A 26,388-nucleotide genomic window follows, 5' to 3' on the forward strand; every position below is an offset into this window, starting at 1 on the left:
GTGTGAGAGGGCGGATTTCGGGCAGGGTGCCCGAGGTTGGCCGCCCGGCGCCGATCCCGTCACCCCGGTGGGTCCGGGGAATTCCCCAGAGTTGTTTGCGGCCGTGTGGCGTCACCTGCGGTCGGTAGATGGAAGGCAGTCCAGATGACCAACACCACTCCGGCGCGCGCGGGAACAGAACAGCTGGCAGCGCTGGTGGCGACGGTCGCGGCGATGGAGCCGGCACGGATCGCGGTCGAGTTCGACGGGACCGCGGTGGCCTATGTCGATCTCGATGCCCAGCTCACCCTGATGGCCGAGCTCACCGGTGGCGCACTGGATCCGGAAACGCTGGTGCAGGTCGTGCTCGCCGAGCTGTTCCCCGGTGTGGTCGACGCGGCCGACGGGACATTCGGTGTGCTGCTGGATTCGCTGGCGCGCGATGCCATGGCGGCGCTGGGTGTGGAGTTGCCGGTGGCGGATCAGGCGCCGACCCTGGTCGACCGGTTCGCCGAGCAGCTGGCCCGCACGCCCGACGGTGTCGCGGTACGGTTCGGCGCCGAGACGCTGACCTATGCCGAATTCGACGCCAGGGTGCGGGTGCTGGCCGGGCGGCTGGTCGCGCTCGGTGTCGGGCCGGAAGCGCTGGTCGGCCTGGCGATGCGGCGCAGTGTGGAGTTGATCGTCGCCGTGCACGCGATCGTGCGCGCGGGCGGCGCGTATGTGCCGCTGGATCCGGATCACCCGGTGGATCGGCTGCAGTACGTCCTCGAGGTGGCGCGGCCGGTCGTGGTGGTGACCCGCGGCTGCGACGAGCCGGATCTGCACGGCGCCCCGGTTCTGCGCACCGACGAGATCGACTGGACCGCGCAGGCAGCCGAGGTGGTCGGTGGTGCGCAGGCGGGCAACACCGCCTATGTCATCTTCACCTCGGGCTCCACCGGCAGGCCCAAGGGTGTGGCCGTCACCCACGGGGCGATCGTGGCGAACCTGGACTGGCGGCAGCGGTGCTACGCGATGACCGACGCCGACGTGGTGTTGCAGAAGACGCCCTACACCTTCGATGTCTCGGTGTGGGAACTGTTCTGGCCCTTGCAGATCGGTGCGCGGCTCGTGGTCGCCGAGCCCGGCCGCCACGGCGATCCCGGCTATCTGGCCGCGCTGATCGCCGAGCACCGGGTGAGCGTCACCCACTTCGTGCCGTCGATGCTGGCCGCGTTCGTCGGTGAGCTGGCCGAGGCCGCCACACCGGTGGATCTGTCGTCGCTGCGGATGGTGTTCGCCTCCGGTGAGGCGCTGCCCGCCGCCACCGCGGCGCGCCTGCGCACGCTGTCGGCGACCGCGTTGCACAACCTGTACGGACCCACCGAGGCGGCGGTCGACGTCACCGCGCACGAGGTCACCGCCGCCGACGAGGTGTCGGTGCCGATCGGTGGCCCCGCCGACGACACCGGGCTGCTGGTGCTCGACGAGAACCTCGACCAGGTGCCCGCCGGGGTGGTGGGCGAGCTGTATCTCTCGGGTGTGCAGCTGGCTCGCGGTTATGTGGCGCGGCCGGGCCTGACCGCCGACCGCTTCGTCGCCGACCCGTTCGGCGAGCCCGGTGAACGCATGTACCGCACCGGTGACCTGGTGCGGCAGCTGCCCGGCGGCGACGAGCTGGAATACCTGGGTCGCACCGATTTCCAGGTGAAGCTGCGTGGTCTGCGGATCGAGCTCGGGGAGATCGAGGCCGTGCTGGCCGCCCATCCCCGGGTCGGCAACGCGGCGGTGGTGCTGCACCGGCACGCGGCCGGTGCGGCGCTGGTCGGCTATGTGGTGAGCGTCGACGGCGAGGAGCTGGATTCCGCCGAGCTGGCCGCGCACGCGAAGACGTCGATGCCGGAGTACATGGTGCCTTCGCTGCTGGTGCAGCTGCCTGCCATGCCGATCAACGCCAGCGGCAAGCTGGATCGGAAAGCCCTGCCGGAACCCGATTTCCGGGCCGCGGCGGCCGAGTTCCGGGAACCGCGCACCGACACCGAACGCGCGGTGGCGGCGATGTTCGGTGAACTGCTCGATGTCGAGACCGTCGGCCTGGACGACGACTTCTTCCGCCTCGGCGGCAATTCGCTCATCGCTACCCGCGCGATCGCCCGGCTGCAGGCGAATTTCGGTGTGCGCGTCGATGTCAGGGACTTCTTCGACAGTCCGACCGTCGCGGTGCTCGCCAAGCTGGTCGAAGGGGGCGTCACCGACGATCGGCCCGCCCTGGTCGCCGGTCCGCGGCCCGCTGTGCTGCCGCTCTCGCCCGCCCAGCAGCGGATGTGGTTCCTGAACCGGTTCGATCCGGAGACCGGGGCCTACAACATCCCGATCGCGGTCCGGTTGTCCGGGGCGCTCGATCTCGAGGCTCTGCGCGCCGCGGTCGGTGATCTGATCACCCGCCACGAGGTGCTGCGCACGATGTACCCGGAGGTCGACGGGGTCGGCACGCAGTATGTGCTGGCGCCCGCACAGGCCTTCGAATCGCTTGCCGCCGAGTCGAACTCGGGCGCCCCGGCTGCCGGCGCTGCTCGCGTGGCTCGGGCTGCTGGTGATGCCGGGGCCAGCGGTCCCGGAAACACGCTGGACCGCGACGGCCGGCGAGCGGAAGAGTCCGTCGGCGGCTTGATGCCGGCGGGGATGTCGGCGCTTTCGGAAGTGCTGACACCTATCAGCGTTGCAGCACAGGAACTCCCGAATGTGCTGGCCGAGGTGATCCTGGGCGGTTTCGACGTGACCGCGGCCCCGCCGCTGCGGGCGCGGTTGTACAAGGTCGACGGTGACCACGTGCTGGTGCTGGTGGTGCACCACATCGCATCGGACGGCTGGTCGGCCGGTCCGCTGGTGCGCGACACCATGGCCGCCTACTACGCGCGCACCGAGGGGAGCGCGCCCGAGTGGGCGCCCTTGCCGGTGCAGTACGCCGATTACACGCTGTGGCAGCGGGCCGTGCTCGGCGCGGAGGACGATCCCGATTCCCGGGCCGGGCGCGAGATCGCGTACTGGCGGGCAGCGCTGGCCGGGCTGCCGGACGAGTCGAGTCTGCCGACCGATCGGCCCCGTCCCGCTGTCGCGTCGATGCGGGGACGCCGGGTCGAGTTCGCCGTGGACGCCGACCTGGTGGCCGGGCTGAATGCCGTCGCGGCCGACCACGGCGCGACCCTGTTCATGGTGCTGCATGCCGCGCTGTCGGTGCTGGTCGCGCGCTTGTCGGGTAATGCCGATGTGGCGATCGGCAGCCCGGTCGCCGGGCGCGGCGCCGCCGAACTCGACGATGTCATCGGCATGTTCGTCAACACCGCGGTCCTGCGTACCGAGGTGCGCGGCGGGGAGTCCTTCGCCGACCTGCTCGGCCGGGTCCGCGCCGACGACCTGGCGGCCTTCGAGCACACCACCTTGCCCTTCGAGCGTCTGGTCGAGGTGCTCGCACCGCCGCGTTCGGCGGGTCGGCATCCACTGTTCCAGGTGGCACTGTCGCTGCTGAATCTGCCGCCGACCACGTTCGAACTGCCCGGCCTACGCGCCGCCGCCGTCGAACTGCCCTACGACATCGAGAAGTTCGATCTCTCGGTGACGCTGCGTGAGTCCGGCGCCACCGGTCTGTCCGGCGAATTCTCCTATGCCACCGATCTGTTCGACGAGACCACGGTCGCGCGGATGGTGCGCCGGTTCACCGGTGTGCTCGCCGCGGTCGCCGCCGCACCACGCACCGCCGTCGCGGATCTGCCGCTGCTGATCGACGCCGAACTCGCCGAGCTCACCGGCCGCAGCGGCGGCCCGTCCGTTCCGTCCTCGCTGCTGCCGCAGGTGCTGGCCCGCGCGGCTGCCGATTCCACCGCGATCGCGATCCGCGACAGCGCGCGCACCCTCACCTACGGCGAACTCGACGCCGCGTCCGCCCGCCTCGCCGCGCACCTGACCGGTCTCGGCATCGGCGCGGGCGATCTTGTCGCCGTGAGCATTCCGCGCTCGGCCGACTCGGTGATCGCCGTCTGGGGCGTCATCAAGTCCGGCGCCGGTTTCCTGCCCGTCGACCCGAACTATCCGGCCGACCGCATCACGCACATGCTGTCGGACTCCGGTGCGGCAGTGGGCATCACGGTCGACGCGGTGCGGGCCGACCTGCCTGCCGCCGTGGACTGGCTCGTGCTCGACCCCGCCGCAGCCGACGTCGACCTGGTGGATTACGCGGCCATCGGTGCCGAATCGTCGGCCGGCAGTCGTGCTCTGGATCCGCTGGATCCCGCCTATGTCATCTACACCTCGGGCACCACCGGTCTGCCCAAGGGCGTGGTGATCCCGCACGGCGCGGTCGCGGCGTATCTGCCGGTGCAGGCGGGGCGGTACCTGGCGTCGGCGGATGCTCGGGTGCTGCATGTCGCGTCGCCGTCGTTCGATATTTCGGTGGCCGAGCTGCTGCTGACCGTTACCGAGGGCGCGACCATGGTCGTCGCACCGGCCGGTGTGTTCGGTGGGGCTGAGCTGGGTGAGCTGCTGCGGGCCGAGCGGGTGACCCACGTGATCATCACCCCGTCGGCGCTGGCGACGGTGAACCCGGAGGGCCTCGACGACCTGCGCGTGGTGGTCGTCGGTGGTGAGGCGTGCCCGGCGGAGCTGGTGGCGCGATGGACCGCCGCGATTCCGGGGCTCGTCTTCCGCAACGGGTACGGCCCGACCGAGACGACCATCGTCACCAATATCAGCGAACCACTCACCGCGACAACGCCGATCACGCTGGGCGCCCCGGTGGAAGGCACCACCGAACTGGTGCTCGACGAGCGGTTGCGTCCCGTCCCGGCCGGTGTCGTCGGCGAGCTGTACATCGCCGGTCCGCAGCTGGCCCGTGGCTACCACCGCAGGCCCGCGCTGACCGCGGGCCGGTTCGTCACCAACCCCTACGGTGCGCCGGGGGAGCGGATGTACCGTACCGGCGACACCGTGCGCTGGGTGCGGTCCGCGGACTCCTGGGATCTGGAATACCTGGGCCGCAACGACTTCCAGGTCAAGGTGCGCGGGTTCCGGATCGAGCTCGGCGAGATCGACGCCGTTCTCGCCCGGCACGCCGCGGTGGACTTCGCCGCGACCATCGGCCACCACACCGACTCGGGTGCGACCGTGCTGGTGTCGTACGTGGTCCCGGTCGACGGCGCGACCGTCGATGCCGCGACACTCCTCGCGCACACCGCAGCCCACCTTCCCGCCCACATGGTGCCCGCCGCGATCGTCGCCCTCGACGCCGTCCCGCTGACCCCCGTCGGCAAGCTCGACCGCGCCGCGCTGCCTGCCCCGGTCTTCGAGGCCGCCGCCTACCGCGCACCGGAGACTCCGGCCGAGCAGGCCGTCGCCGCCGCCTTCGCCGAGGTCCTCGGCCTGGAACAGGTCGGCCGCGACGACGACTTCTTCGACCTGGGCGGCACCTCGCTGCTGGCGACCCGGCTGATGGCCCGCCTCGGCACCGACCTCGACACCCGCATCCCGGTCCGCCAGCTCTTCGACACCACCACCGTTCTGGCCCTCGCCGCGGCCGCCGACCGACTGCGCGGCACCGGCTCCGGACCCGCCCTCGTCGCGGGAACCCGACCCGACCCGCTGCCACTGTCGCCCGCCCAGCAGCGCATGTGGTTTCTCAACCGCTTCGACCCTGGTTCGGCCACCGACAACATCCCGATGGCGGTGCGCCTCACCGGCGCCCTCGACATCGCCGCCCTGCAGGCCGCGCTCGTCGATGTGCTGGACCGGCACGAGGTCCTGCGCACCCGCTATCCGGAGCGCGACGGTCACGCGATCGCCGAGATCCTGCCCGCCGCGGGCCTGGTCCCGGAGGTCCTCCCGCAGATCGTCACCGCGCAGGCACTGCCGGACGCGGTCCGCACCTTCGCCGCCACCGGATTCGACCTCACCCTCGACGCCCCGATCCGGGCGATTCTGCTCCGGGTCACCGATGCGGCAGCGAAGCATTCGTCTGCGCCGAGCGCGGCGGGCTCTCTCGAACCCGAGTATGTGCTCGTGATCGTGGTGCATCACATCGCCGCTGACGGGTTCTCGTTCGGCCCGCTCATCCGGGACGTTCTCACCGCCTACAGTGCGCGGGCCGCGGGGGAGGCGCCGCAGTGGGCGCCGTTGAGTGTGCAGTATGCCGACTACGCGGTGTGGCAGCACGCAGTGCTCGGTGATGCCACTGATCCGGAATCGACAGCGGCGCGGCAACTGTCGTTCTGGGCCGATGCGCTGGCCGGTGCGCCGGAGCAGCTGGAATTGCCGGCGGATCGGACCAGGCCCGCGGTCGCGTCGCGACGTGGTGCGCTGCAGGCGATCGACATCGATGCCGAAACGCACAGTGCGCTGGCCGAATTCGCTCGCGCGCAGGGTGTCACGGTGTTCATGGCCGCCCACGCCGTGTTCGCCGCGCTGCTGGCGCGACTGTCGGCGACCACCGATATCGCGATCGGTACGCCGGTGTCAGGGCGTGGCGATCGGGCGCTCGACGACCTGGTCGGCATGTTCGTCAACACCCTTGTGCTGCGCACCGAGGTGGCGCCCGCCGCCTCGTTCACCGAGCTGCTGGCCCGGGCGCGCGAGATCGATCTTGCCGCCTTCGGCCACGCCGACGTGCCGTTCGAGCGGCTCGTCGAGGTGCTGGACCCGGTCCGCTCCACCGCCCGTAATCCGCTGTTCCAGGTGATGCTGTCCCTCAACGAGGACACCCCGCGCACCCTCGCCCTGCCCGGTCTCGCGGTGGCGGGATTCGACCTGCCCACCGGCGTCGCCAAATTCGATCTCGAACTCACCCTCACCGAGCACCGCGACGGCAACGGCGCCCCCGCGGGCCTGACCGGTGCTTTCCTCTACGCGACCGACTTGTTCGACGCCACCACCGTCGCGGGTTTCGCCACTCGCCTGCGTCGCCTGCTCGACGGCGTCCTCGCCGACCCGGCCCGTCCGGTCGGCGACATCGACCTGCTGGACCCGGCCGAATCCACCGAGGTCCTGACCGCCTGGAACGCCACGGACCTGGCCCTGGACTCCGCGGCCACCCTCGCGTCCCTGTTCACCGACCAGGTCGCCGCGACACCGGATGCCATCGCGGTGGTCGTCGACGCCGATCCGGCGGAGGATCTGGTCTCGGGAGACCGGCATGTCGCGGACGGTCGGCAGGTCGCTGTCGCGTCGCTGACGTATGCGGAGTTCGGGAGTCGTGTCGCCAGGCTGGCGCGGCACCTCATCGGTCTCGGCGCTGCGCCGGGATCGGTTGTCGCTGTGGCCCTGCGGCGTGGTGTGGATCAGCTGGTCGCGGTGCATGCCGTGCTCGCGGCGGGCGCCGCCTATGTGCCGATCGATCCCGATCATCCGGCCGACCGGACCGCGGACGTGCTGGGGCAGACGGCACCGGTCTGCGTGCTGACCGCCGCCGGTCACGGTGTCGCCGTGGGCGAGTCGGTCATCGAGATCGATGCGCTCGACCTGTCCGAGCTGTCGGATCAGCCGATCACCGATGACGAGCGGCTCGCCCCGCTGCGTCCGGAGCACCTCGCCTATGTGCTGTTCACCTCCGGTTCGACCGGCAGGCCGAAGGGTGTGGCTGTGCCGCATCGGGCCGCGGTGAACCAGCTGCTGTGGCTGCAACGCGAATACGCGCTCACCGGCGACGATGTCGTCCTGCAGAAGACCCCGTTCACCTTCGACGCTTCGGTGTGGGAACTGTTGTGGCCGTTGCAGACCGGCGCGCGACTGGTCCTCGCCACCGCCGACGGACACCGGGACCCGGCTTATCTGGCCGCCGCGACCGCTCGGCACGCGGTCAGCGTCGTCCAGTATGTGCCGTCGGTGCTGGCCGCCGTGGTGGCCGAACCGGTGGGGTCGGGTTCCCTACGACTGGTCTTCGCCGGCGGTGAAGCACTGACCACCGAGCTGGCGCAGCGAGTGTGCGCGGCCACTGGTGCGAGGGTGGTGAACCTGTACGGCCCCACCGAAACCGCCATCCAGGTCACCACTCACGAGGTCGGCATTGAGCAGACAGCCGCCGCGCCGATCGGCACGCCCGTCGCCAATACCCGCGTGTACGTGCTGGATTCGCGGCTGCGCCCCGTCCCCGCCGGAGTCCCCGGCGAGCTGTTTGTCGCCGGTGCGCAGCTGGCCGACGGCTACTACGGCCGCGCCGACCTCACCGCCGAACGTTTCGTCGCCGACCCGTTCGGTACCGGCGAGCGCCTCTACCGCACCGGCGACCTCGTCGCCTGGCGCACGGGCCCCGACGGCGCCGCCCTGCACTACCTGGGCCGCACCGACTTCCAGGTGAAGCTGCGCGGCCTCCGGATCGAGCCCGCCGAAATCGAGGCCGCGCTCACCTCGGTCCCTGGCGTCGGCCGAGTCGCGGTCCTGGTCCGCTCCGACGACGACCGCCCGGACCAACTGGTCGCCTACGTCGTCCCCACCCCTGTCTCCGAAAACACCACTCTTCCCACCCGCACCGGCAGCGCCGGTATCGCAGACGCTGATGGTGCCGATGTCGCTGACAGTGCCCGTGTCGTGCCGGCGACGCTGTCACCCGCCGACCTCGATGCCGCGGTCGCGGCGGTGCTGCCGTCGTACATGGTGCCCGGCGCCTATGTCTTCCTCGACGCGCTGCCGATCAACAGTTCCGGCAAGCTCGATCGGCGGGCACTGCCCGCGCCGGAACTGCCGGAGCGCGACTACCGCGAACCCGCCACCGCGACCGAGCGGATCGTCGCCGCGACATTCGCCGGAGTCGTCGGGCTCGAACGGGTAGGTGCCGACGACGACTTCTTCGCCCTCGGCGGTAACTCGCTGCTCGCCACCCAGGTGGTTGCGCGACTCGGGGTGGCACTGGATGCCAGGGTGCCGGTGCGGGAACTGTTCGAGGCGAGCACCGTCGAGGGGCTGGCGGTGCGGTTGGACGCGCTGCGTGGCACCGGCAGCAGGCGGGGGCCCGTGGCGGGGCAACGGCCGCAGCGGATTCCGTTGTCGCCCGCGCAGCAGCGGATGTGGTTCCTGCACCGGTTCGATCCGGAGTCGGCCGCCTATCACATCCCGGTCGCGATACGGCTCAGCGGAGAGCTCGACACCGCCGCGCTGCGTGGTGCGCTGGGGGACTTGATCGCCCGGCACGAGACCCTGCGCACCACCTATCCCGAATTCGACGGGCAGGCAACGCAACTCGTCGGCGCGCCGTTCGTGCCCGATCTCGCCGTCACCGCCGTCACCTCCGACGAGGTCTCCGAAGCCGTGGTCGCGGTCCTCGGCGGCGGCTTCGACATCACCACCGAGGTGCCGGTGCGCGCCGCGCTGCTGCGGGTCGCGCCGACCGAGCATGTGCTGGTGCTGGTCGTGCACCACATCGCCGCGGACGGCTGGTCGATGGGCCCGCTGACGCGCGATCTGGTCGCCGCCTATGCCGCCCGCGCCGCGGGCACCGAGCCGCCATTGCCCGCCCTGGCCGTGCACTACGCCGACTACGCGCTGTGGCAGACCGAGGGACTCGGCAGTGCCGACGATCCCGACGCGCCGTTGGCGCACCAGCTCGCCTACTGGACGGAGCGTCTCGCCGGTCTTCCCGACGTCCTCACGCTGCCCGCCGACCGCCGCAGGCCGCTGGTCGCCTCGAACCGGGGCGCCACCTTCACCGCGACCCTCGACGCCGACTTGCACCGGCGGATCGAGGAGCTGGCCCGCGCGCAGCGCGCCACGCCGTTCATGGTGTTGCACGCCGGTCTCGCCGTGCTGCTGTCGCGGTTGTCCGCGGGCACCGACGTCGTCGTCGGCACGCCGGTCGCGGGTCGCGGGCACCGTGAACTCGACGACATCGTCGGCATGTTCGTCAACACCCTCGTGTTGCGCGCGAACGTTCCGTCGGACGTGCGCTTCAGCGAGTTGCTCGACGAGATCCGCGCGGGTGACCTCGATGCCTTCGACCGGGCCGACGTGCCGTTCGAAAGCCTCGTCGACGCGCTCAACCCGGCGCGCTCGCAAGGCTATTCACCGCTGTACCAGGTGTCGCTGGCCCTGCAGAACCAGCGCACCACCGCGTTCGAATTGCCCGGTCTCACCCTGTCGGGGCTGACTCTGCCGGACGCGCCGATCGAGGTGGATCTGGACTTCACCTTCGTCGACCACTACGCCGCCGACGGCACCGCAGGCGGTCTCGACCTCGAACTGCGCTACGCCACCGACCTTTTCGACGCGGGCACCATCGTGACCCTGTTCGGGATGCTCGAGCGGGTGCTGCGCGCCGCGGTCACCGAACCCGGCACCGCTGTCGGGGACCTCCCCTTGCTCGACGACATCGCGCGCGCTGCGCTGCTGGCAGGCCCGCACGGTGACGTCGAACCGCTCGACGCGGCCCTGGCCGAACTCGGCATCCGCGCCCCGCTGGCCGCGCACCTGCTGGACGCGGCGGCCGCCCGCGACCCGCACGCCGTCGCCGCCGTCTTCGAAGGTGACGAGATCACCTACGGCGCCCTCGCCGCCCGCGCGAATCGCTTCGCGCGCAGGCTCATCGACTGCGGCGTAGGCCCGGAGACCCCGGTGGCCGTCGCCGTGCCGCGCGGCATCGAGCTGCTGGTCGTGTTGCACGGTGTGCTCGCCGCCGGTGGCGTGTACGTGCCGATCGATCCGGCCCAGCCCGCCGACCGTATCGGCCATGTGCTCGAGACCGCGGCGCCGCGACTGGTCGTCGCCGCGTCGGCGGGTGATCTCGACCATATGGACAGCGGCATCCGATCCGCCACGGCCTCAGTGCATTTCGCGGCTGCCTCGCGGTCCGGCTTCCCGGTGCTGACCGTCGCGCAGCTCGAGGACCCGGCCCAGCCGCCCGTCGCGAGCGGCCCGGTCACCGACGCCGAACGCCTCGCGTCGCTGCACCCCGACCACCCGGCCTATGTGCTGTTCACCTCCGGCTCGACCGGTCTGCCCAAGGGTGTGCTGGTCTCGCACCGGGCGGTGGTCAACGAACTGTGCTGGCTGCGTGGGGAATACGACCTGACCTCGGCAGACCGGCTGTTGCAGCGCGCGCCGCTGACCTTCGATGTCTCGCTGTGGGAGCTGTTGTGCCCGGCGCTGCTCGGTGCCACCCTGGTCCTGTTGCGGCCCGGCGGCCACCTCGACCTGGCCTACCAGGCGCGCGTGGTGCGCGAACAGCGCGTCACCATCGCCGAATTCGTGCCGTCGGTGCTGGCCGCCATGCTCGCCGAAGGGCTCGCCGGCGACCTGGCCGGTATGCGGATGCTGCACCTCGGCGGTGAGGAACTGCCCGCCGCGCTGGCGGCCACCGTGCTCGACACCGTCCCCGCCGAACTGCACAACACCTATGGCCCGACCGAGGTGACGATTACCAGCACCTTCCAGCACATCACCGCACCGGTCGAGCTGACCGAGCTGCCGATCGGCAGGCCGACCTGGAACGTGCGCGCCTACGTCCTCGACGAACGGCTGCACCCGGTGCCGCCCGGTGTCGCGGGTGAGCTGTACCTGGCGGGTGACCAGCTCGCCCGTGGCTACCTCGGCAGGCCGGACCTGACCGCCGACCGCTTCGTCGCCGATCCGTTCGCCGCGGAGTTCGATGGTGTGGCGGGCGGACGTCCCGTCGCCGGTTCGTTCGCCGGGGCGTTCGATGGTGCAGCGGGCGCACGTCCCGTCGCCGATTCGTTCGCCGGGGAGTTCGATGGTGTGGCGGGCGGACGCCCCGTTGCCGACTCGTTCGCGACGGCGATCAATGGTGCGACGGGCGCACGCTCCTTCACCGGGGCAGGGGTCGGTGCGCGCATGTATCGCACCGGCGATCTGGTACGCCGCGACCGCTCCGGTGCGCTGGTGTACCTGGGGCGCAACGACTTCCAGGTCAAGATCCGTGGGCTGCGGATCGAGCTGGGCGAGATCGAGGCCGCCCTCGGCGACGCGCCCGGCGTCACCCACGCGACCGTGGTACCCGCGACCGACGACGCCGGGCGCCAGTGCCTGGTCGCCTACGTCGCCGGTGACGTCGATGCCGCCGTGGTGCGCGCGCACGTCGCGGGCCGGGTGCCCGCGTACATGGTGCCCGCCCACCTGGTGGTGCTCGACACCGTCCCGCTCAACTCCGCGGGCAAACTGGACCGCTCGGCGCTGCCGGCCGCCGACCTGTCCGTCACCACCGCCTACGTGGCGCCGCGACCGGGCGCGCAGACCGCGCTCGCCGCCGTGGTGGGCGAGTTGCTCGGGCTGGCCCGGGTCGGCGCCGACGACGACTTCTTCGCCGTCGGTGGCAACTCCCTGCTCGCCATGCGGCTCGTCGCCCGCGCCAACGCGGCACTGGGCAGCGCGCTCGACGTGCGCGATGTCTTCGACGCCCCGACCGTCGCGGGCCTGGCCGAACGCGCCGCCGCCCGCGGCGAGAACCTGCCGCCACTGACCGTGGCCTCTCCGCGTCCGGACCGTATTCCGTTGTCGCTGGCCCAGACTCGCCTGTGGCTACTGAACCGGATCGACCCCGACTCGGCCGTCTACACCCTGCCGATCGCCCTGCGCCTGTCCGGAGAGCTGGACACCGGCGCCCTGTGGGCGGCGCTGGGCGACGTGCTCGAGCGGCACGAATCGCTGCGGACCGTGTTCCCGGAGGACGCCGAGGGACCGACCCAGGTCGTCCTCCCGGTGGACCGCGTGCTGCCGGTCGCGGTCGTCCGCGAAGTCGATGAGGCTGAGCTGGCCGGGGTGGTACGCGAGATCGTCGGGGCGGGTTACGACCTGACGACCCAGCCGCCGGTGCGTGCTGCGCTTCTCCGGTGCACGAGCACCGACGGCCGGGCGCAGTCGGGCCGCCGGACCACCGGCCATTCCGCTGCCATTCGGAACGGCGTCATCCTCGATGGCGCGTTGGCCCAAGTCGCTCGCAATGATGCTGCGCACAACGATGTCCTGCGCAACGGTGCGGTGGCTGACGGTGCCGTGCGCGACAGCGCGGTGGCTGAAGGTGCCGTGCCGGATCACGCAGTGGCCGATGTTGTGGCCGGTGGCGCCTCGCGCGCCGACGCTGTGCCCGACCGTGCCGTGTGCGACGGTGCGGTGGCCGGCGGTGCCGTGCGTGATGGTGTTGCGGCGGATGGCGCCCCGCGCGACGGTGCTGTGCCCAACGGTGTCCAGCGCAACGGTGCCGTGGCCGATGGTGTCGTGCCGGATAATGCGCTGGCCGATGGCGTTGTGCGTGACGGTGCCGTGCTCGATGGCGTTGCGCGCAACGGTGCGGATGCCGCTGGCGCGGTGGTCGAAAACGTAGCGATGCGTGTCGTTCTCGGCGACCCGTTGTCGGCCGGCGAAGTGGTGCAGGATGCGGAGCATGTGCTGGTGCTCGCGGTGCATCACATTGCCGCCGATGGTGTGTCGACGACGCCGTTGGCCCGGGATCTGATCACGGCGTATGCCGCTCGGAGTGCCGGCAGCGCGCCGGTGTGGGAACCGTTGCCGGTGCAGTACCCCGACTTCACGCTGTGGCAGCACGCGGTGCTCGGTGATGCCGCGGATCCGTCGTCGCGGCTGGCGCGGCAGCTGGCGCATTGGCGGGACGAATTGGCCGGTCTCGCACCGGCTCTGGAGCTCGCCACCGATCGGCCGCGGCCTGCCGTGCGCACGGGTGTCGGCGGGTCCGTCGGGTTCGATGTGCCTGCCGGTGTGGTGGCCGGGATCGAGGAGCTGGCGCGTCGCCACGGGGTGTCCACGTTCATGGTGGTGCACGCGGCGTTCGCGGTGCTGCTGGCGCGGCAGGGGGCGGGTGCCGACATCGTGGTCGGCACGCCGGTCGCCGGACGGGCCGATGCCGCGCTGGACGATCTCGTCGGCATGTTCGTCAACACGCTGGTGCTGCGGACGACCGTCGACGGTGGGGTCGGGTTCGCCGATCTGCTCGCGCACGTGCGTGCTGCCGATCTGCGGGCGTTCGCGCATGCCGATCTGCCGTTCGAGCGGCTGGTCGACGAACTGAATCCGGTTCGGTCGACGGCGTATTCGCCGATCGTGCAGGTGATGCTGGCGTTCGAGCACCGCGACGACACCACCATCGAGCTGCCCGGTCTGCGGATCGGCGAGTTCGCCCTGCCCGCCGCCACGACCCAGTTCGATCTGTCGCTGGCGATCAACGAGATCACCGGTGCGGCGGGCGAACCCGGTCTGCGCGGCTGGCTGCGCTATGCCACCGATCTGTTCGACGCCGAGACGGTCACCGCGTTCGGTGAGCGCTTCGTCCGCATCCTCGCGGCGGTCGTCGCCGACGACACCTCGCCCGTCGGCGAGATCGACCTGCTCGATGCCGCCGAGACCGCCCAGCTGGCGGCGTGGAACGACACCGCGACGCCACTGGACACCGACGCGACGCTCGTCTCGATGTTCGCCGCGCAGACCCGCCGCACACCCGACGCCGTCGCGCTCGAATTCGAGCGTGAGCGGATCACCTACGGCGAGTTCGCTGTTCGGGTCGCCCGCCTGGCCCGGATGCTGATCGCCGAAGGTGTCGGCCCCGGCGCCATCGTCGGTGTCGGACTGCGCCGCGGCATCGACCTGCTGGTCGCCGTCTACGCGGTGCAGGCCGCGGGTGCGGCCTATCTGCCGCTGGACCCCGACCATCCGGCCGACCGGATCGCCGACGTCCTCGCCACCGCCGAGCCGGTGTGCGTGCTGGCCGCGGACGATTTCCCGGCCATCGATACCCGCACTGTCGATCCCGCCGGTCTCGACCTGTCCGGGTTCGCCGCCGATCCGGTCACCGACGACGACCGGATCCGGCCGCTGCGTGGCGCCGACCTGGCCTATGTCCTGTTCACCTCGGGCTCGACGGGTAAGCCGAAGGGGGTCGCGGTCAGTCACAGCGCGATCGTCAACCGCCTGGTCTGGATGCAGGACGCCTACCGGCTCGACGCGGCCGACACGGTGCTGCAGAAGACGCCGATCACCTTCGACGTGTCGGTGTGGGAACTGTTCTGGCCCTTGCAGGTCGGCGCCGCCCTGGTGATCGCCCGTCCCGACGGGCACCGCGACCCCGCCTACCTGGCCGAGGTGATCACCCGCACCGGAGTCGGTGTCGCGCACTTCGTGCCGTCGATGCTGGCCGCGTTCCTCGCCGAACCCCGCGCCGCCGAGTGTGTGTCGCTGCGGCAGGTGTTCGCCTCCGGTGAGGCGCTGCCCGCCGTCGACGCGCAACGGTTGCGCGCACTGGTGCCCGGGGTAGCCGTGCACAACCTGTACGGGCCGACCGAAGCCGCGGTCGACGTCACCTTCCACGAGGTCACCGACGCCGACACCGTCACCGTGCCGATCGGCGCGCCGGTCGCCAATACCGCCCTGCACGTGCTCGACGCCCGCCTGCGGCCCGTGCCGGTCGGCACGCCCGGCGAGCTCTACCTGGCCGGTGTGCAGCTGGCCCGTGGCTACCTGGCCCGCCCCGACCTGTCCGCGGACCGCTTCGTCGCCAACCCGTACGGCACACCCGGCGCACGCATGTACCGCACCGGCGACCTCGTCGTGCGCGCCCGCACCGGCGAGCTGGAATACTTGGGCCGCACCGACTTCCAGGTGAAGCTGCGCGGCCTGCGCATCGAACTCGGCGAGATCGAAGCCGTCCTCGCCGCCCTCGGCACCGTCGACCGTGCCGTCGTCACCGTCCGCGACGACGGCGCCGGCGACTACCTCACCGCCTACCTCGTCCCCGCGAGCACAGCCGGTCGTCCGCTCGACCTCGATGCGGTGAAAGGCGCACTGCGGCAGGCGCTTCCGGCGTACATGGTGCCGAGTGCCTTCGTTGTCCTCGATGTGCTGCCGGTGAACGCCTCCGGCAAGCTCGATCGGCGCGCACTGCCTGCGCCGGAGCTGGCGGTTCGCGAATTCCGCGCTCCGGCAACACCGTCGGAGCAGCTGGTCGCCGGTGTGATCGCCGAGGTGCTCGGACTCGAGCTGGTCGGTGCCGACGACGACTTCTTCGATCTCGGCGGCAACTCGCTCGTCGCCACCCGCGTCGCCGCCCGGCTCGGCGCCGCGCTGGACCAGCAGGTGCCGGTGGCGCGGATCTTCGAGGCGCCCGTGGTGGCCGCGCTGGCGGCCGCGCTCGACGGCGCCGACGGCGACGCCCGGCTGGCGCTGGTGGCGGGGGAGCGGCCCGTGGTCGTCCCGCTCTCGCCCGCGCAGCAGCGCATGTGGTTCCTCAACCGGTTCGATCCCGAGTCGGCCGGGTACAACGTGCCGATCGCGGTGCGCCTGAACGGTGCGCTCGACATCGATGCCATCGCCGCGGCAGTCGGCGATCTCGTCGAGCGCCACGAAGTCCTGCGGACGTATTACCCCGAGACCGCCGACGGCCCGGTACAGCAGATCCTGACTGCCGCCGAAGCCGGTGTCGCCCTTCAGGTTCGCGACGTCACGGCCGAGCGGGTCGTGGCGGCCGTGACCGCGTTGGCCGCCACCACGTTCGACGTCACCGCCGGGGTGCCGTGGCAGGTCGTGCTCTACCGGATCACCGCCGACGAGGCCGTCCTGGCCATGGTCGTGCACCACATCAGCGCCGACGGTTCGTCCGTGCCGCCGCTGGTGCGCGACCTGATGACCGCCTACCTGGCCCGCCGCGACGGCGCAACGCCGCGGTGGACGCCGCTGCCTGTGCAGTACGCCGACTACGCGCTGTGGCAGCGCGCCGTGCTCGGCGACGAAGCCGACCCGGCCTCGGTGGCCGCCCGCCAGCTCGACTTCTGGCGCGGCGAACTCGCCGACCTCCCGGACGAACTCGCCCTGCCGCTGGACCGGCCGCGCCCGGCCGTGCGCACCCTCACCGGTGGCACGGTGCCGGTCACCCTCGATGCCGCCACTCATGCCCGGCTGAGCGAGCTGGCCAGGGAATCCGGCGCCACGCTGTTCATGATCGTGCACACGGCGTTCGCGGCATTGCTCGGACGGCTCTCGGGTAGCGCCGACATCACCGTCGGCACCCCGGTCGCCGGTCGCGGTGAGGCGGCGCTGGAAGACCTGATCGGCATGTTCGTCAACACGCTGGTGTTCCGTACCCGGCTGGTCGCGGGGGAGACGTTCGCGCAGTTGCTGGCCCGTCAGCGCGCCACCGACCTCGCGGTCTACGCCAATGCCGACGTGCCGTTCGAACGGCTCGTCGAGGTGCTGGACCCGGCCCGCTCCACCGCACGGCACCCCCTGTTCCAGGTCGGCTTCTCCTTCCAGAACTTCGAGCGCGCCGAACTGGCACTGCCCGGGATCACGGTGTCCGGTCTGGACACCGACAACGAGCTGTCCCAGTTCGACCTGCACCTGATCGTCAGCGACGAGTACGCCGACGGTGCCGCCGCGGGTGTCACGGGCGTCCTCACCTATGCCGACGACGTGTTCGACACCGAGACCGCGGCGTCGATCGCGGGCCGGCTGGAGCGACTGCTCACCGCTGTCGCCGCGGCACCGCACACGCCGCTGGACACCGTGGACGTGCTCGAGCCTGCCGAGCGGACCCGCATCCTCACCGAGTGGAACGCCACCACACACGAGATCGACCGCACCGCAACGCTGCTCACCCCGTTCCGCGCGCAGGTGCGCTCGAACCCCGAGGCGACGGCGCTCGTCTATGAGGGCACCGAGCTGACCTACGGCGAGCTCGACGCCCAGATCAACCGCCTCGCCCGGTACCTGATCGACGACGGCGTCGGCCCCGATGTGCTGGTCGCGCTCGCCATCCGGCGATCCGTCGACCTCGTCGTCGCCATGTACGCGGTACTCACCGCGGGCGGCGCGTATGTTCCCGTCGACCCGGATCATCCGGCCGACCGCATCGCCCAGGTGCTCGACACCGCCCGGCCGCACCTGGTTCTCACGACTGCCGGGGACGACGTCGATATGCCGATCGTCGCAGGGGGCGCGCCGGCGCCCAGGATCGTCGTGCTCGACACCATCGACACTGCCGCGTACCCGGAGCACGCGGTGACCGACACCGAACTCCGCGCGCACCTGCGGGATTCGAGCCTCGCCTATGTCCTGTTCACCTCGGGCTCGACCGGCAGGCCCAAGGGCGTGGCGATGAGCCACGCGGGTGTCCGGAATCAGATCGCGTGGCTGATCGAGCGGTATCGGATCGGCGATGCCGATACGTATCTGCAGAAGTCGGCCGCCGGATTCGACCTGTCGGTGTGGGGCTTCTTCGCACCGCTGGCCGCGGGCGCGACGCTGGTGCTCGCCACTCCCGACGGGCACCGTGACCCGCTGTACCTGGCCGAACTCGTCGCCGCGCAGCGGATCACCATCGCCGACTTCGTGCCGTCGATGCTGGCGATGTTCGCCGCGCACGCCGAGCCCGGCCAGCTGACGAGCCTGCGTCTGGTTCTCGCGATCGGTGAGGCACTCACCCCGGACACCGTGGCCGCGCTGAGCGCGAAATCGGCTGCGGCCGTGCACAACCTGTACGGGCCCACCGAGGCCGCCGTGTCGGTCACCGCCTGGCCCGCCGACGGCGCCGCGACCGGGCAGACCGTGCCGATCGGTGTGCCCGAGTGGAACACCAGGGTTTACGTGCTCGACGAACGGCTGCGGCCGGTCGCGCCGGGTGTCGCCGGTGAGCTGTATCTGGCGGGCGAGCAGCTGGCTCGCGGGTACCTCGGTCGCCCCGATCTATCGGCCGACCGGTTCGTCGCCGACCCGTTCGGGGCGGCGGGCGAACGCATGTACCGCACCGGCGACCTCGTGCGCTGGACCCGCGACGGCGTCCTGATCTATCTGGCGCGCAGCGACTTCCAGGTGAAGTTCCGCGGTCAGCGCATCGAACTCGGTGAGATCGAGACCGCGCTGGGCGGGCTGCCGATGGTCAGCCAGGCCGCGGCGGTGGTGTCGGCGAGCGCGACCGGTGACCGGCTCGTCGGGTACGCGGTGCCGGTGCCCGGCGCCGAACTCGATCCGGCGCGGCTGCGTTCGGCCGTGGGCGCGGTGCTGCCGTCGTACATGGTGCCGTCGGTGATCGTCGTGCTCGACGCGTTCCCGCTCAACACCTCCGGCAAGCTCGACCGCAAGGCGCTGCCCGCACCGGAATTCGTGGCAAGGCCGTTCCGTGCGCCGGTCACGCCGGCTCAGCGGGCGGTCGCCGAGGTCTTCGGTGAGGTGCTCGGGCGCGCGCAGGTCGGTCTCGACGACGACTTCTTCGAGCTCGGCGGCAACTCGCTCATCGCGACCCGCGTCGCGGCCCGCCTCGGCGCGGCACTGTCGGCCCGGGTGCCGGTGCGCACCCTGTTCGAAGCGACCACCGTCGTCGACCTGGCGGCCGCGCTCGCCGCGCAGATGGGCAGCGGCGCCGGCGTCGCGCTGACGGCAGGTCAACGGCCGCACCGGATTCCGCTGTCGGCGGCGCAGCAGCGGATGTGGCTGCTCAACCGCCTCGATCCGGCCTCGGCGGCCTACAACATCCCGATCGCGGTGCGTCTGCGCGGCGACGTGGACGCCGCGGCGCTGGCCGCCGCCGTCACCGATGTGCTCGACCGCCACGAGGTACTGCGCACCGTGTACCCGGCGATCGACGGCATCGGCTATCAGACGGTGTGGCAGTTCGTGCCGACCCCGGTCGTCGAGACCGTCGACCCGATCGCGGTGCCCGCCATGGTGGCCGCCGAGATCGGCCGCGGCTTCGACGTCACCGTCGCACCGCCCGTGCGGGTGCGGGTGCTGCGCTCGGCGCCCGACGAGGTGGTGCTGGTCGTGGTGATCCACCACATCAGCGCCGACGGATTCTCCGCGGGCCCGCTGCTGCGCGATACGACCGCCGCCTACCTGGCCCGCCGGGCCGGAGCCGAACCCGGGTGGGCGCCGCTGGAAGTCCAGTACGCCGATTACACGCTGTGGCAGCGCGCGGTGCTTGGCAGCGAGGATGACGCCGAGTCGGTCGCCGCCCGGCAGGTGCGGTTCTGGCGCGACGAGCTGGCCGGGCTGCCCGGACTGCTCGAGCTGCCCGCCGACCGGCCGCGGCCCGCGGTCGCCTCGCAGCGCGGCGCGAGCGTGGAAACCGTGGTGCCGCAGGAGATCTGGCAGCGGGTGGGGCAGCTGGCCCGGCGTGCGGATGCCAGTGCGTTCATGGTCGCCCACGCGGCGCTGGCCGCGCTGCTGGCCCGGCTCAGCGGTACCGGCGATATCGCCGTCGGCACCCCCGTCGCTGGTCGAGGTGCGGCGGCGCTGGACGACCTGGTCGGCATGTTCGTCAACACGCTGGTGCTGCGCACCGCCGTCGACCAGGGCGCGTCCTTCACCGACCTGCTGCGCCAGGCCCGGCGCGTCGACCTCGACGCGTTCGAGAACGCGGACGTGCCGTTCGAACGGCTCGTCGACGTACTCGATCCGGTCCGCTCGACGGCGCACAGCCCGCTGTTCCAGGTGATGCTCGCCTTCCAGAACCTGGACGCGGCGCCTGCCGAGGTCAGCCTGCCCGACCTCACCGTGACCGGGCTCGACATCGACACCGCCGTCGCCAAGTTCGACCTGGACCTGGTGCTCGCCGACACGGCCGACGGCGGCTGCGCGGTGAGCCTCACCTACGCCACCGACCTGTTCGACGCCGCGACCGCGGCCCGGATCGCCGATGGCTATGTGCGGGTGCTCGATGCCGTCACCGCCGACCCGGCCGGGGCGATCGGCGATGTCGGCCTGCTGACCGGCGATGACCGCGTGCTGCTCGAAAGCTGGTGTGACACCGCGTATCCGGTGTCCACCGAAGTACTGCCCGTCGCGTTCGACCGGCAGGCCGCCGCGACACCGTCGGCGATCGCGCTCACCGACGGTGACACCTCGCTCACCTACGCCGAGTTCGCGGCGCGGGTGAACCGGCTCGCCCGGCACCTCGTCGACCAGGGCGTCGGGCCGGACACGGCGGTGGCTGTCGCCGCGCGCCGGTCGCCGGAGTTGCTGGTCGCGGTGCACGCGGTGCTCGCCGCCGGTGGCATCTACGTGCCGATCGACCCCGATCATCCCGCCGAGCGGATCAGACGAATCCTGCGGATCGCGCAGCCGGTGTGCGTGGTCACCACGTCCGATGACCGCGCGGACCTGCCGGTCATCGGTACCCCGCTGGACGGGGTCGACGTGGTCGTGGCCGACACCGTCGACCTCACCGCCTATCCGGCCGGACCGCTCTCCGACGCCGAACGGGTGCAGCCGCTGCTGCCCGAGCACACCGCGTACGTGATCTTCACCTCCGGATCCACCGGTCTGCCCAAGGGCGTCGGGGTGCCGCATCGCGCGATCGTCAACCAGCTCGACTGGATGGCGGCCGAATTCGGGTTCGGCGCGGGCGACACCGTGCTGCACAAGACGCCGGTCACCTTCGACGCGTCGATCTGGGAACTGCTGCTCCCGCCGCGCGTCGGCGCCCGCACCGTCCTCGCCAGCCCCGGCGGCCACGGAGACCCGGCCTACCTGGCGGCACTGATCGCCGAACACGGCATCGACACAGTGCAGTTCGCGCCCACGTTGCTCGCGGCCTATGTTGCCGAGGTCGCCCAGGCCGAGCTGCAGTCGGCCGATGCCACGGATGCCCGGGCCGTCCCGGGTGGGTGGCAGTCGGCTGATGCCGGAGATTTGGGCGTTGTCCCGGGTGGGTGGCAGGTGTCCGAGGTCGCGGATGCCGGGGTCGTCCCCGGGAGGCGGCAGTCGGCCCATGCCGCCGAATCAGCGGCTGACGGGACGGAGCAGCTCGCAGCGCCGACCGGCCTGCGGCGTGTGTTCGCCGGTGGCGAGGCGTTGCCCGCCGCGCTGGCACAGCGTGCGCGGGAGCTGACCGGTGCCCAGGTGATCAACCTGTACGGGCCGACCGAGACCGCCGTGCAGGTGAGCACCCACGTGGTGCGCGATGCCGACACGGTGTCCGTGCCGATCGGTGCGCCTGTGTGGAACACCGGGCTCTATGTGCTCGACGCGCGACTGCGGCCGGTGCCGCCGGGGGTGACCGGCGAACTGTACGTCGGCGGTGCGCAACTCGCGCACGGCTATGTCGGCGCGCCCGAGCTCACCGCCGAGCGCTTCCTGCCCGATCCGTTCGCCGGTGCCGGTTCCCGGATGTATCGGACCGGTGACCTCGTCCGGTTGTGCCTGGACGAAAATGGCTCCGCCGCACTCGATTACGTCGGGCGCGGTGACCTTCAGGTCAAGCTGAACGGTCAGCGCGTCGAACTCGGTGAGGTGGAAGCCGCGCTGCTGCGGCAGCCCGGTGTGGCCCAGGCGGCGGCCGCGGTGGTGTCGGGCGCGGGCGCGGATCGGCTCGTCGGGTACATCGTCGCGGATTCGGCTGGAGCGCACGATGATCCGGCCGTGGTGCGTACCGCGCTGGCCGCGGAACTGCCCGCGTACCTGGTGCCCGCCGTGGTGCTCGTGCTCGACGAGTTCCCGGTCAACACCTCCGGCAAGCTCGACCGTGCCGCCCTGCCCCGTCCGGAACTGCGCCAGGCCGCCTACCGTGGCCCGGTCACCGAGACCGAACGGGTCGTCGCCGGCGAATTCGCCCGGGTGCTCGGGCTGGACCGGATCGGCATGGACGACAACTTCTTCGACCTCGGCGGCAACTCGCTGACCGCGGTCCAGTTGTCCGCGCGGCTCGGTGCGGCACTGGGCATCGCGGTGCCCGTCGCGTGGTTCTTCACCGACCCGACACCGGCCGTGGTGGTGGAACGGCTGCGCGCCGAGGACGATTCGGCCGACGATGCGTTCGCGGTGCTGCTGCCGCTGCGCGCGAGCGGGACCGGCGCACCGCTGTTCTGCATCCATCCCGTGGGTGGCGTGTCCTGGTCGTTCGCCGGCCTCACCCGCCACCTCGACCCGCAGCGCCCGATCTACGGTCTGCAATCGCCCGCCCTCACCGCGGACGAACCGCTGCCCGCCACCATCGACGCCTGGGCACAGCGCTACGTCACGGCCATTCGCGAGGTACAGCCCGAGGGGCCGTACCACCTGCTCGGCTGGTCGCTGGGCGGTCTGCTCGCGCACGCCGTCGCGACCCGGTTGCAGGCCGAGGGCGCGGACGTGGCGCAGCTGGCGATGATGGACAGCTGGCTCGGCGACGAACCGGCGCAGACCCCCATGCCGACCGTCGGTGACCTGCTCGGCGGCCTGGCCGGTGACGCGCTCGACGTGGTCTTCGACGCCGACGGACTCGCCGCCGCCGCGGCGCGGATCGGCGGTCCACTGGCCGCGCTCGACGGGACCCGCATCGCCCGCGTCATCGACGCCGCCACCGCCTCGATGAGCATGGTCGACACCTACCGGCCCGACCGGTTCGACGGCGATCTCGTCTACTTCGCCGCCACCGTCGACGACCCGACCGGCGCGCGCGGCGCGGCGAGCTGGGCGACGGCGATCGGCGGCGACGTGCACCGCTACGGCATCGACGCGACGCACTGGGCGATGGCGGGCGAGGCCGCGCTGGCCCGGATCGCCGCCGTGCTCGACGCGCCCGAACCGGCGCACGACCGCATCGACGCCACGAGGCCCGATGCGCGGGCGGGGGTGCCGGGCGCATAGAATCGCGAAGCCGGCCGTCGAGCCTGCTGCCTGCTCGCCCCAGGCATCCGCGCACGTCGCCAGCACCCGTTCCGAGAGGTTGAGAACCCCATGTCAGTACAGCCGTCCGGTGGGATCGGGTGACGAAGCCACAGTTGACCGAGTCGAGTACCGAAACCGCTGACGACGTCTCCACCGACGGTGGTGTGCGGCGCACCGTGCTCCCTGGCGGGCTGCGCGTGGTCACCGAACACGTCCCCGGCGTGCGCTCGGCCTCCATCGGCGTGTGGGTCGGCGTGGGGTCACGCGACGAAGGACCCACCGTCGCCGGCGCGGCACACTTCCTCGAACACCTGCTGTTCAAGGCGACACCCACCCGCTCGGCGCTCGACATCGCCCAGACGATGGATGCCGTCGGCGGCGAACTCAACGCGTTCACCGCCAAGGAACAGACCTGCTACTACGCCCACGTCATCGACGAGGACCTGCCGTTGGCGGTCGAACTCGTCGCCGACGTGGTGCTCAACGGGCTGTGCCGGGCCGTCGATGTCGACGTGGAACGCCAGGTGGTGCTCGAGGAGATCGCCATGCGCGACGACGATCCCGAGGACCTGGTCGCCGACTCCTTCCTCACCGCCCTGTTCGGCGACCACCCGATCGGGCGACCCGTGATCGGCTCCGTCGAATCCATCGAAGGCATGCAGGCCGCGCAGCTGCGCGGATTCCACCAGCGCCGCTACCGGCCCGACCGGATGGTCGTCGCCGTCGCGGGCAACGTCGACCACGACCGCACCGTCGAACTCGTGCACCGCGCCTTCGCCGCGCACCTGGACTCCGCGGTCGAACCGGCGCCGCGCCGCGAGGGCAAGTTCCGCGCGCAGGCCGCGCCGAGCCTGGTCCGGATCAACCGCGACAGCGAACAGACCCACCTCGTCTTCGGTGTGCGCGCGTTCGGCAGGCACGAAGGACAGCAGCGCTGGCCGCTGTCGGTGCTCAACACCATCGTGGGCGGCGGCCTGAGTTCCCGCCTGTTCCAGCGCATCCGGGAAGAGCGCGGGCTGGCGTACTCGGTGTACTCGAGCGTGGACACCTTCGCCGACACCGGCGCGTTCTCCGTCTACCTCGGCTGCCAGCCCGAAAACCTCGCCCAGGTCGCGACATTGGCGCGCGACGTGCTCGTCGACGTGGCGGCCAACGGGGTCACCGACGCCGAATGCGCCCGCGCCAAAGGCTCGTTGCGCGGCGGTCTGGTCCTCGGGCTCGAGGACTCCGCCTCCCGGATGAACCGCATCGGGCGCAGCGAACTCAGCTACGGCAACCACCGCAGCGTCTCGGCGACCCTGGCCCGCATCGACGCCGTCACCACCGAGGAGGTCAGCGCGATCGCCCGCACCCTGCTCGCCCGGCCCTACGGCGCGGCCGTGGCTGGTCCGTACCGGCGCACCCGCGACCTGCCGGCCTCGGTGCGCAAACTGGTGGAGCACTGATCTTTTCGACCCCGATGGGCCGGTACTCTGCACGCGGATGACCGCACAGGGGAGGGGAGGGGTCGTGCCGGTACAGGCGGCGATCGAACGGGCCAGGGTGGCCAAGGAGATCGGGAAGGTCGAGGAGGCTCGGCGGATTCTGGGAACGGCGTTGGCGACGGCGCCCGACGACCCGGAACTGCTGGCGGCTGAGTCCACACGACGCGCCGGCATTGCTGCTGATGGCGTGGCTGCTCGCCTACGGGCCCGAACCCGACGAGACACGGGCGCGGGCAGCGCTGGCCGAAGCGGTCACCCTCATGCCCGACGACGCCGATGTCCACTGCTCAGCAGCCGAGATCTACCAGCATCTGACCGACCTCGACGCGGTCCGGCGGCACGTGACGGCGGGCCTTGCTATCGACCCCACCCACACCGACCTGCTGCATAGGCAGGCCAGACTGGAATTCGGTGGCGTCGACGGCGGCCGGGCCGCGGCCGTCGCGATCCTGCGCGGAGTGCTCGCCCGGACCCCGACCGACACCAAGGCTCGCCGGCTCCTCGCCGAGGTGCACTGGCGGGCGCTGATGCGTTTGGCCGCGTGGGTGTGGGCGTTCGCGGCCTGCCTCGCCTTCGCGACGATGTGGATCCCCGCGGGCGGGTTGCGCGTGCTGTCACCGGTGCTGTTCGTGGCGTTGCCGCTGGCTTGGTACGGGGTGTTCCGCAAGCTGCGCAAGCAACTCCCCGCCGGCTACCTGCGGGCCAGGGTGATGCGGCCGCGGCCGCTGTTCGCACTGCTGTCGGTGGGCGGGGCCGGACTGATCGCCGACCTCGGCGCCATCGCGATGCGGTCGCAGTACGTCGAACTCGTCCGGCTGGGTGGGTGGTGTGTGGTGCTCGGCGCGTTCGGTGCGGCCTTCGGACATCTGCTGCTCTTCACCGCGTGGCAGCAGCGCAGTCGGGACGATCCCTCTCCCGGTGACGCCTTCGACTTCGCGTTCGGGATGCTCATCGGATCCGCGCTGCTCGGGGTGCCGCTGCTCGTCATCGCTGTACTGGGGCGGGGATGGGCGCGTCAGCCGGCGCTGCTCGGTGTCCTGCTCGCGGTGCTCGGCATCGTGCTGGCCACCGTCGTGCTCGAAGGGGTGATCGCGATCTGGCGGGAGCGAGGGAGCTATCGCCGGATGCCCGCGATCGTGGCGTGCGTACTCGCGCTGCTGGTCGTGGCCGGTGCCGCCGTGTGGTGGGGTGGCGGCGAGATCGTCGAGGGCGAGGTGCGCGGGCGAGACCTGGTGGACGTGCCCGCGCCGCCGACCTCGCGGCGACCGCTCCCGACGCTCCCGACGATTCCGAGCCGGCTGTTGCCGACACCGCCGAAGCGGCCGAGTACTACCGTCGCACCGCCGTCGACCACCGACCGCTGAGCGGACCGGTC

3 protein-coding genes are annotated in these 26,388 nt (G+C 71.5%); all 3 read left to right on the top strand.

Going from position 1 to position 26,388, the window contains the following annotated elements; translation table 11 throughout:
* Positions 1-144 precede the first annotated feature (144 nt).
* The 3 genes from ACWF9G_RS16600 (at position 145) to ACWF9G_RS16610 (ending at position 26,377) form a co-directional block, all read left to right on the top strand.
* On the top strand, positions 145-23,508 hold the full coding sequence (locus ACWF9G_RS16600) for a non-ribosomal peptide synthase/polyketide synthase (protein WP_452516194.1): 23,364 nt from the start codon (positions 145-147) through the stop codon (positions 23,506-23,508).
* Positions 23,509-23,642: 134 nt separating this feature from the next.
* Positions 23,643-24,974: a M16 family metallopeptidase gene (locus ACWF9G_RS16605; RefSeq protein ID WP_452516221.1), complete on the top strand. Its 1,332-nt coding sequence runs from the start codon at positions 23,643-23,645 to the stop codon at positions 24,972-24,974.
* A 221-nt stretch (positions 24,975-25,195) separates the two neighbouring features.
* Entirely contained in the window at positions 25,196-26,377 is a 1,182-nt protein-coding gene (locus ACWF9G_RS16610) for a tetratricopeptide repeat protein (protein ID WP_452516195.1), read from the top strand.
* Positions 26,378-26,388: the final 11 nt, after the last annotated feature.

This window comes from Nocardia sp. NPDC055029, from assembly GCF_053608525.1.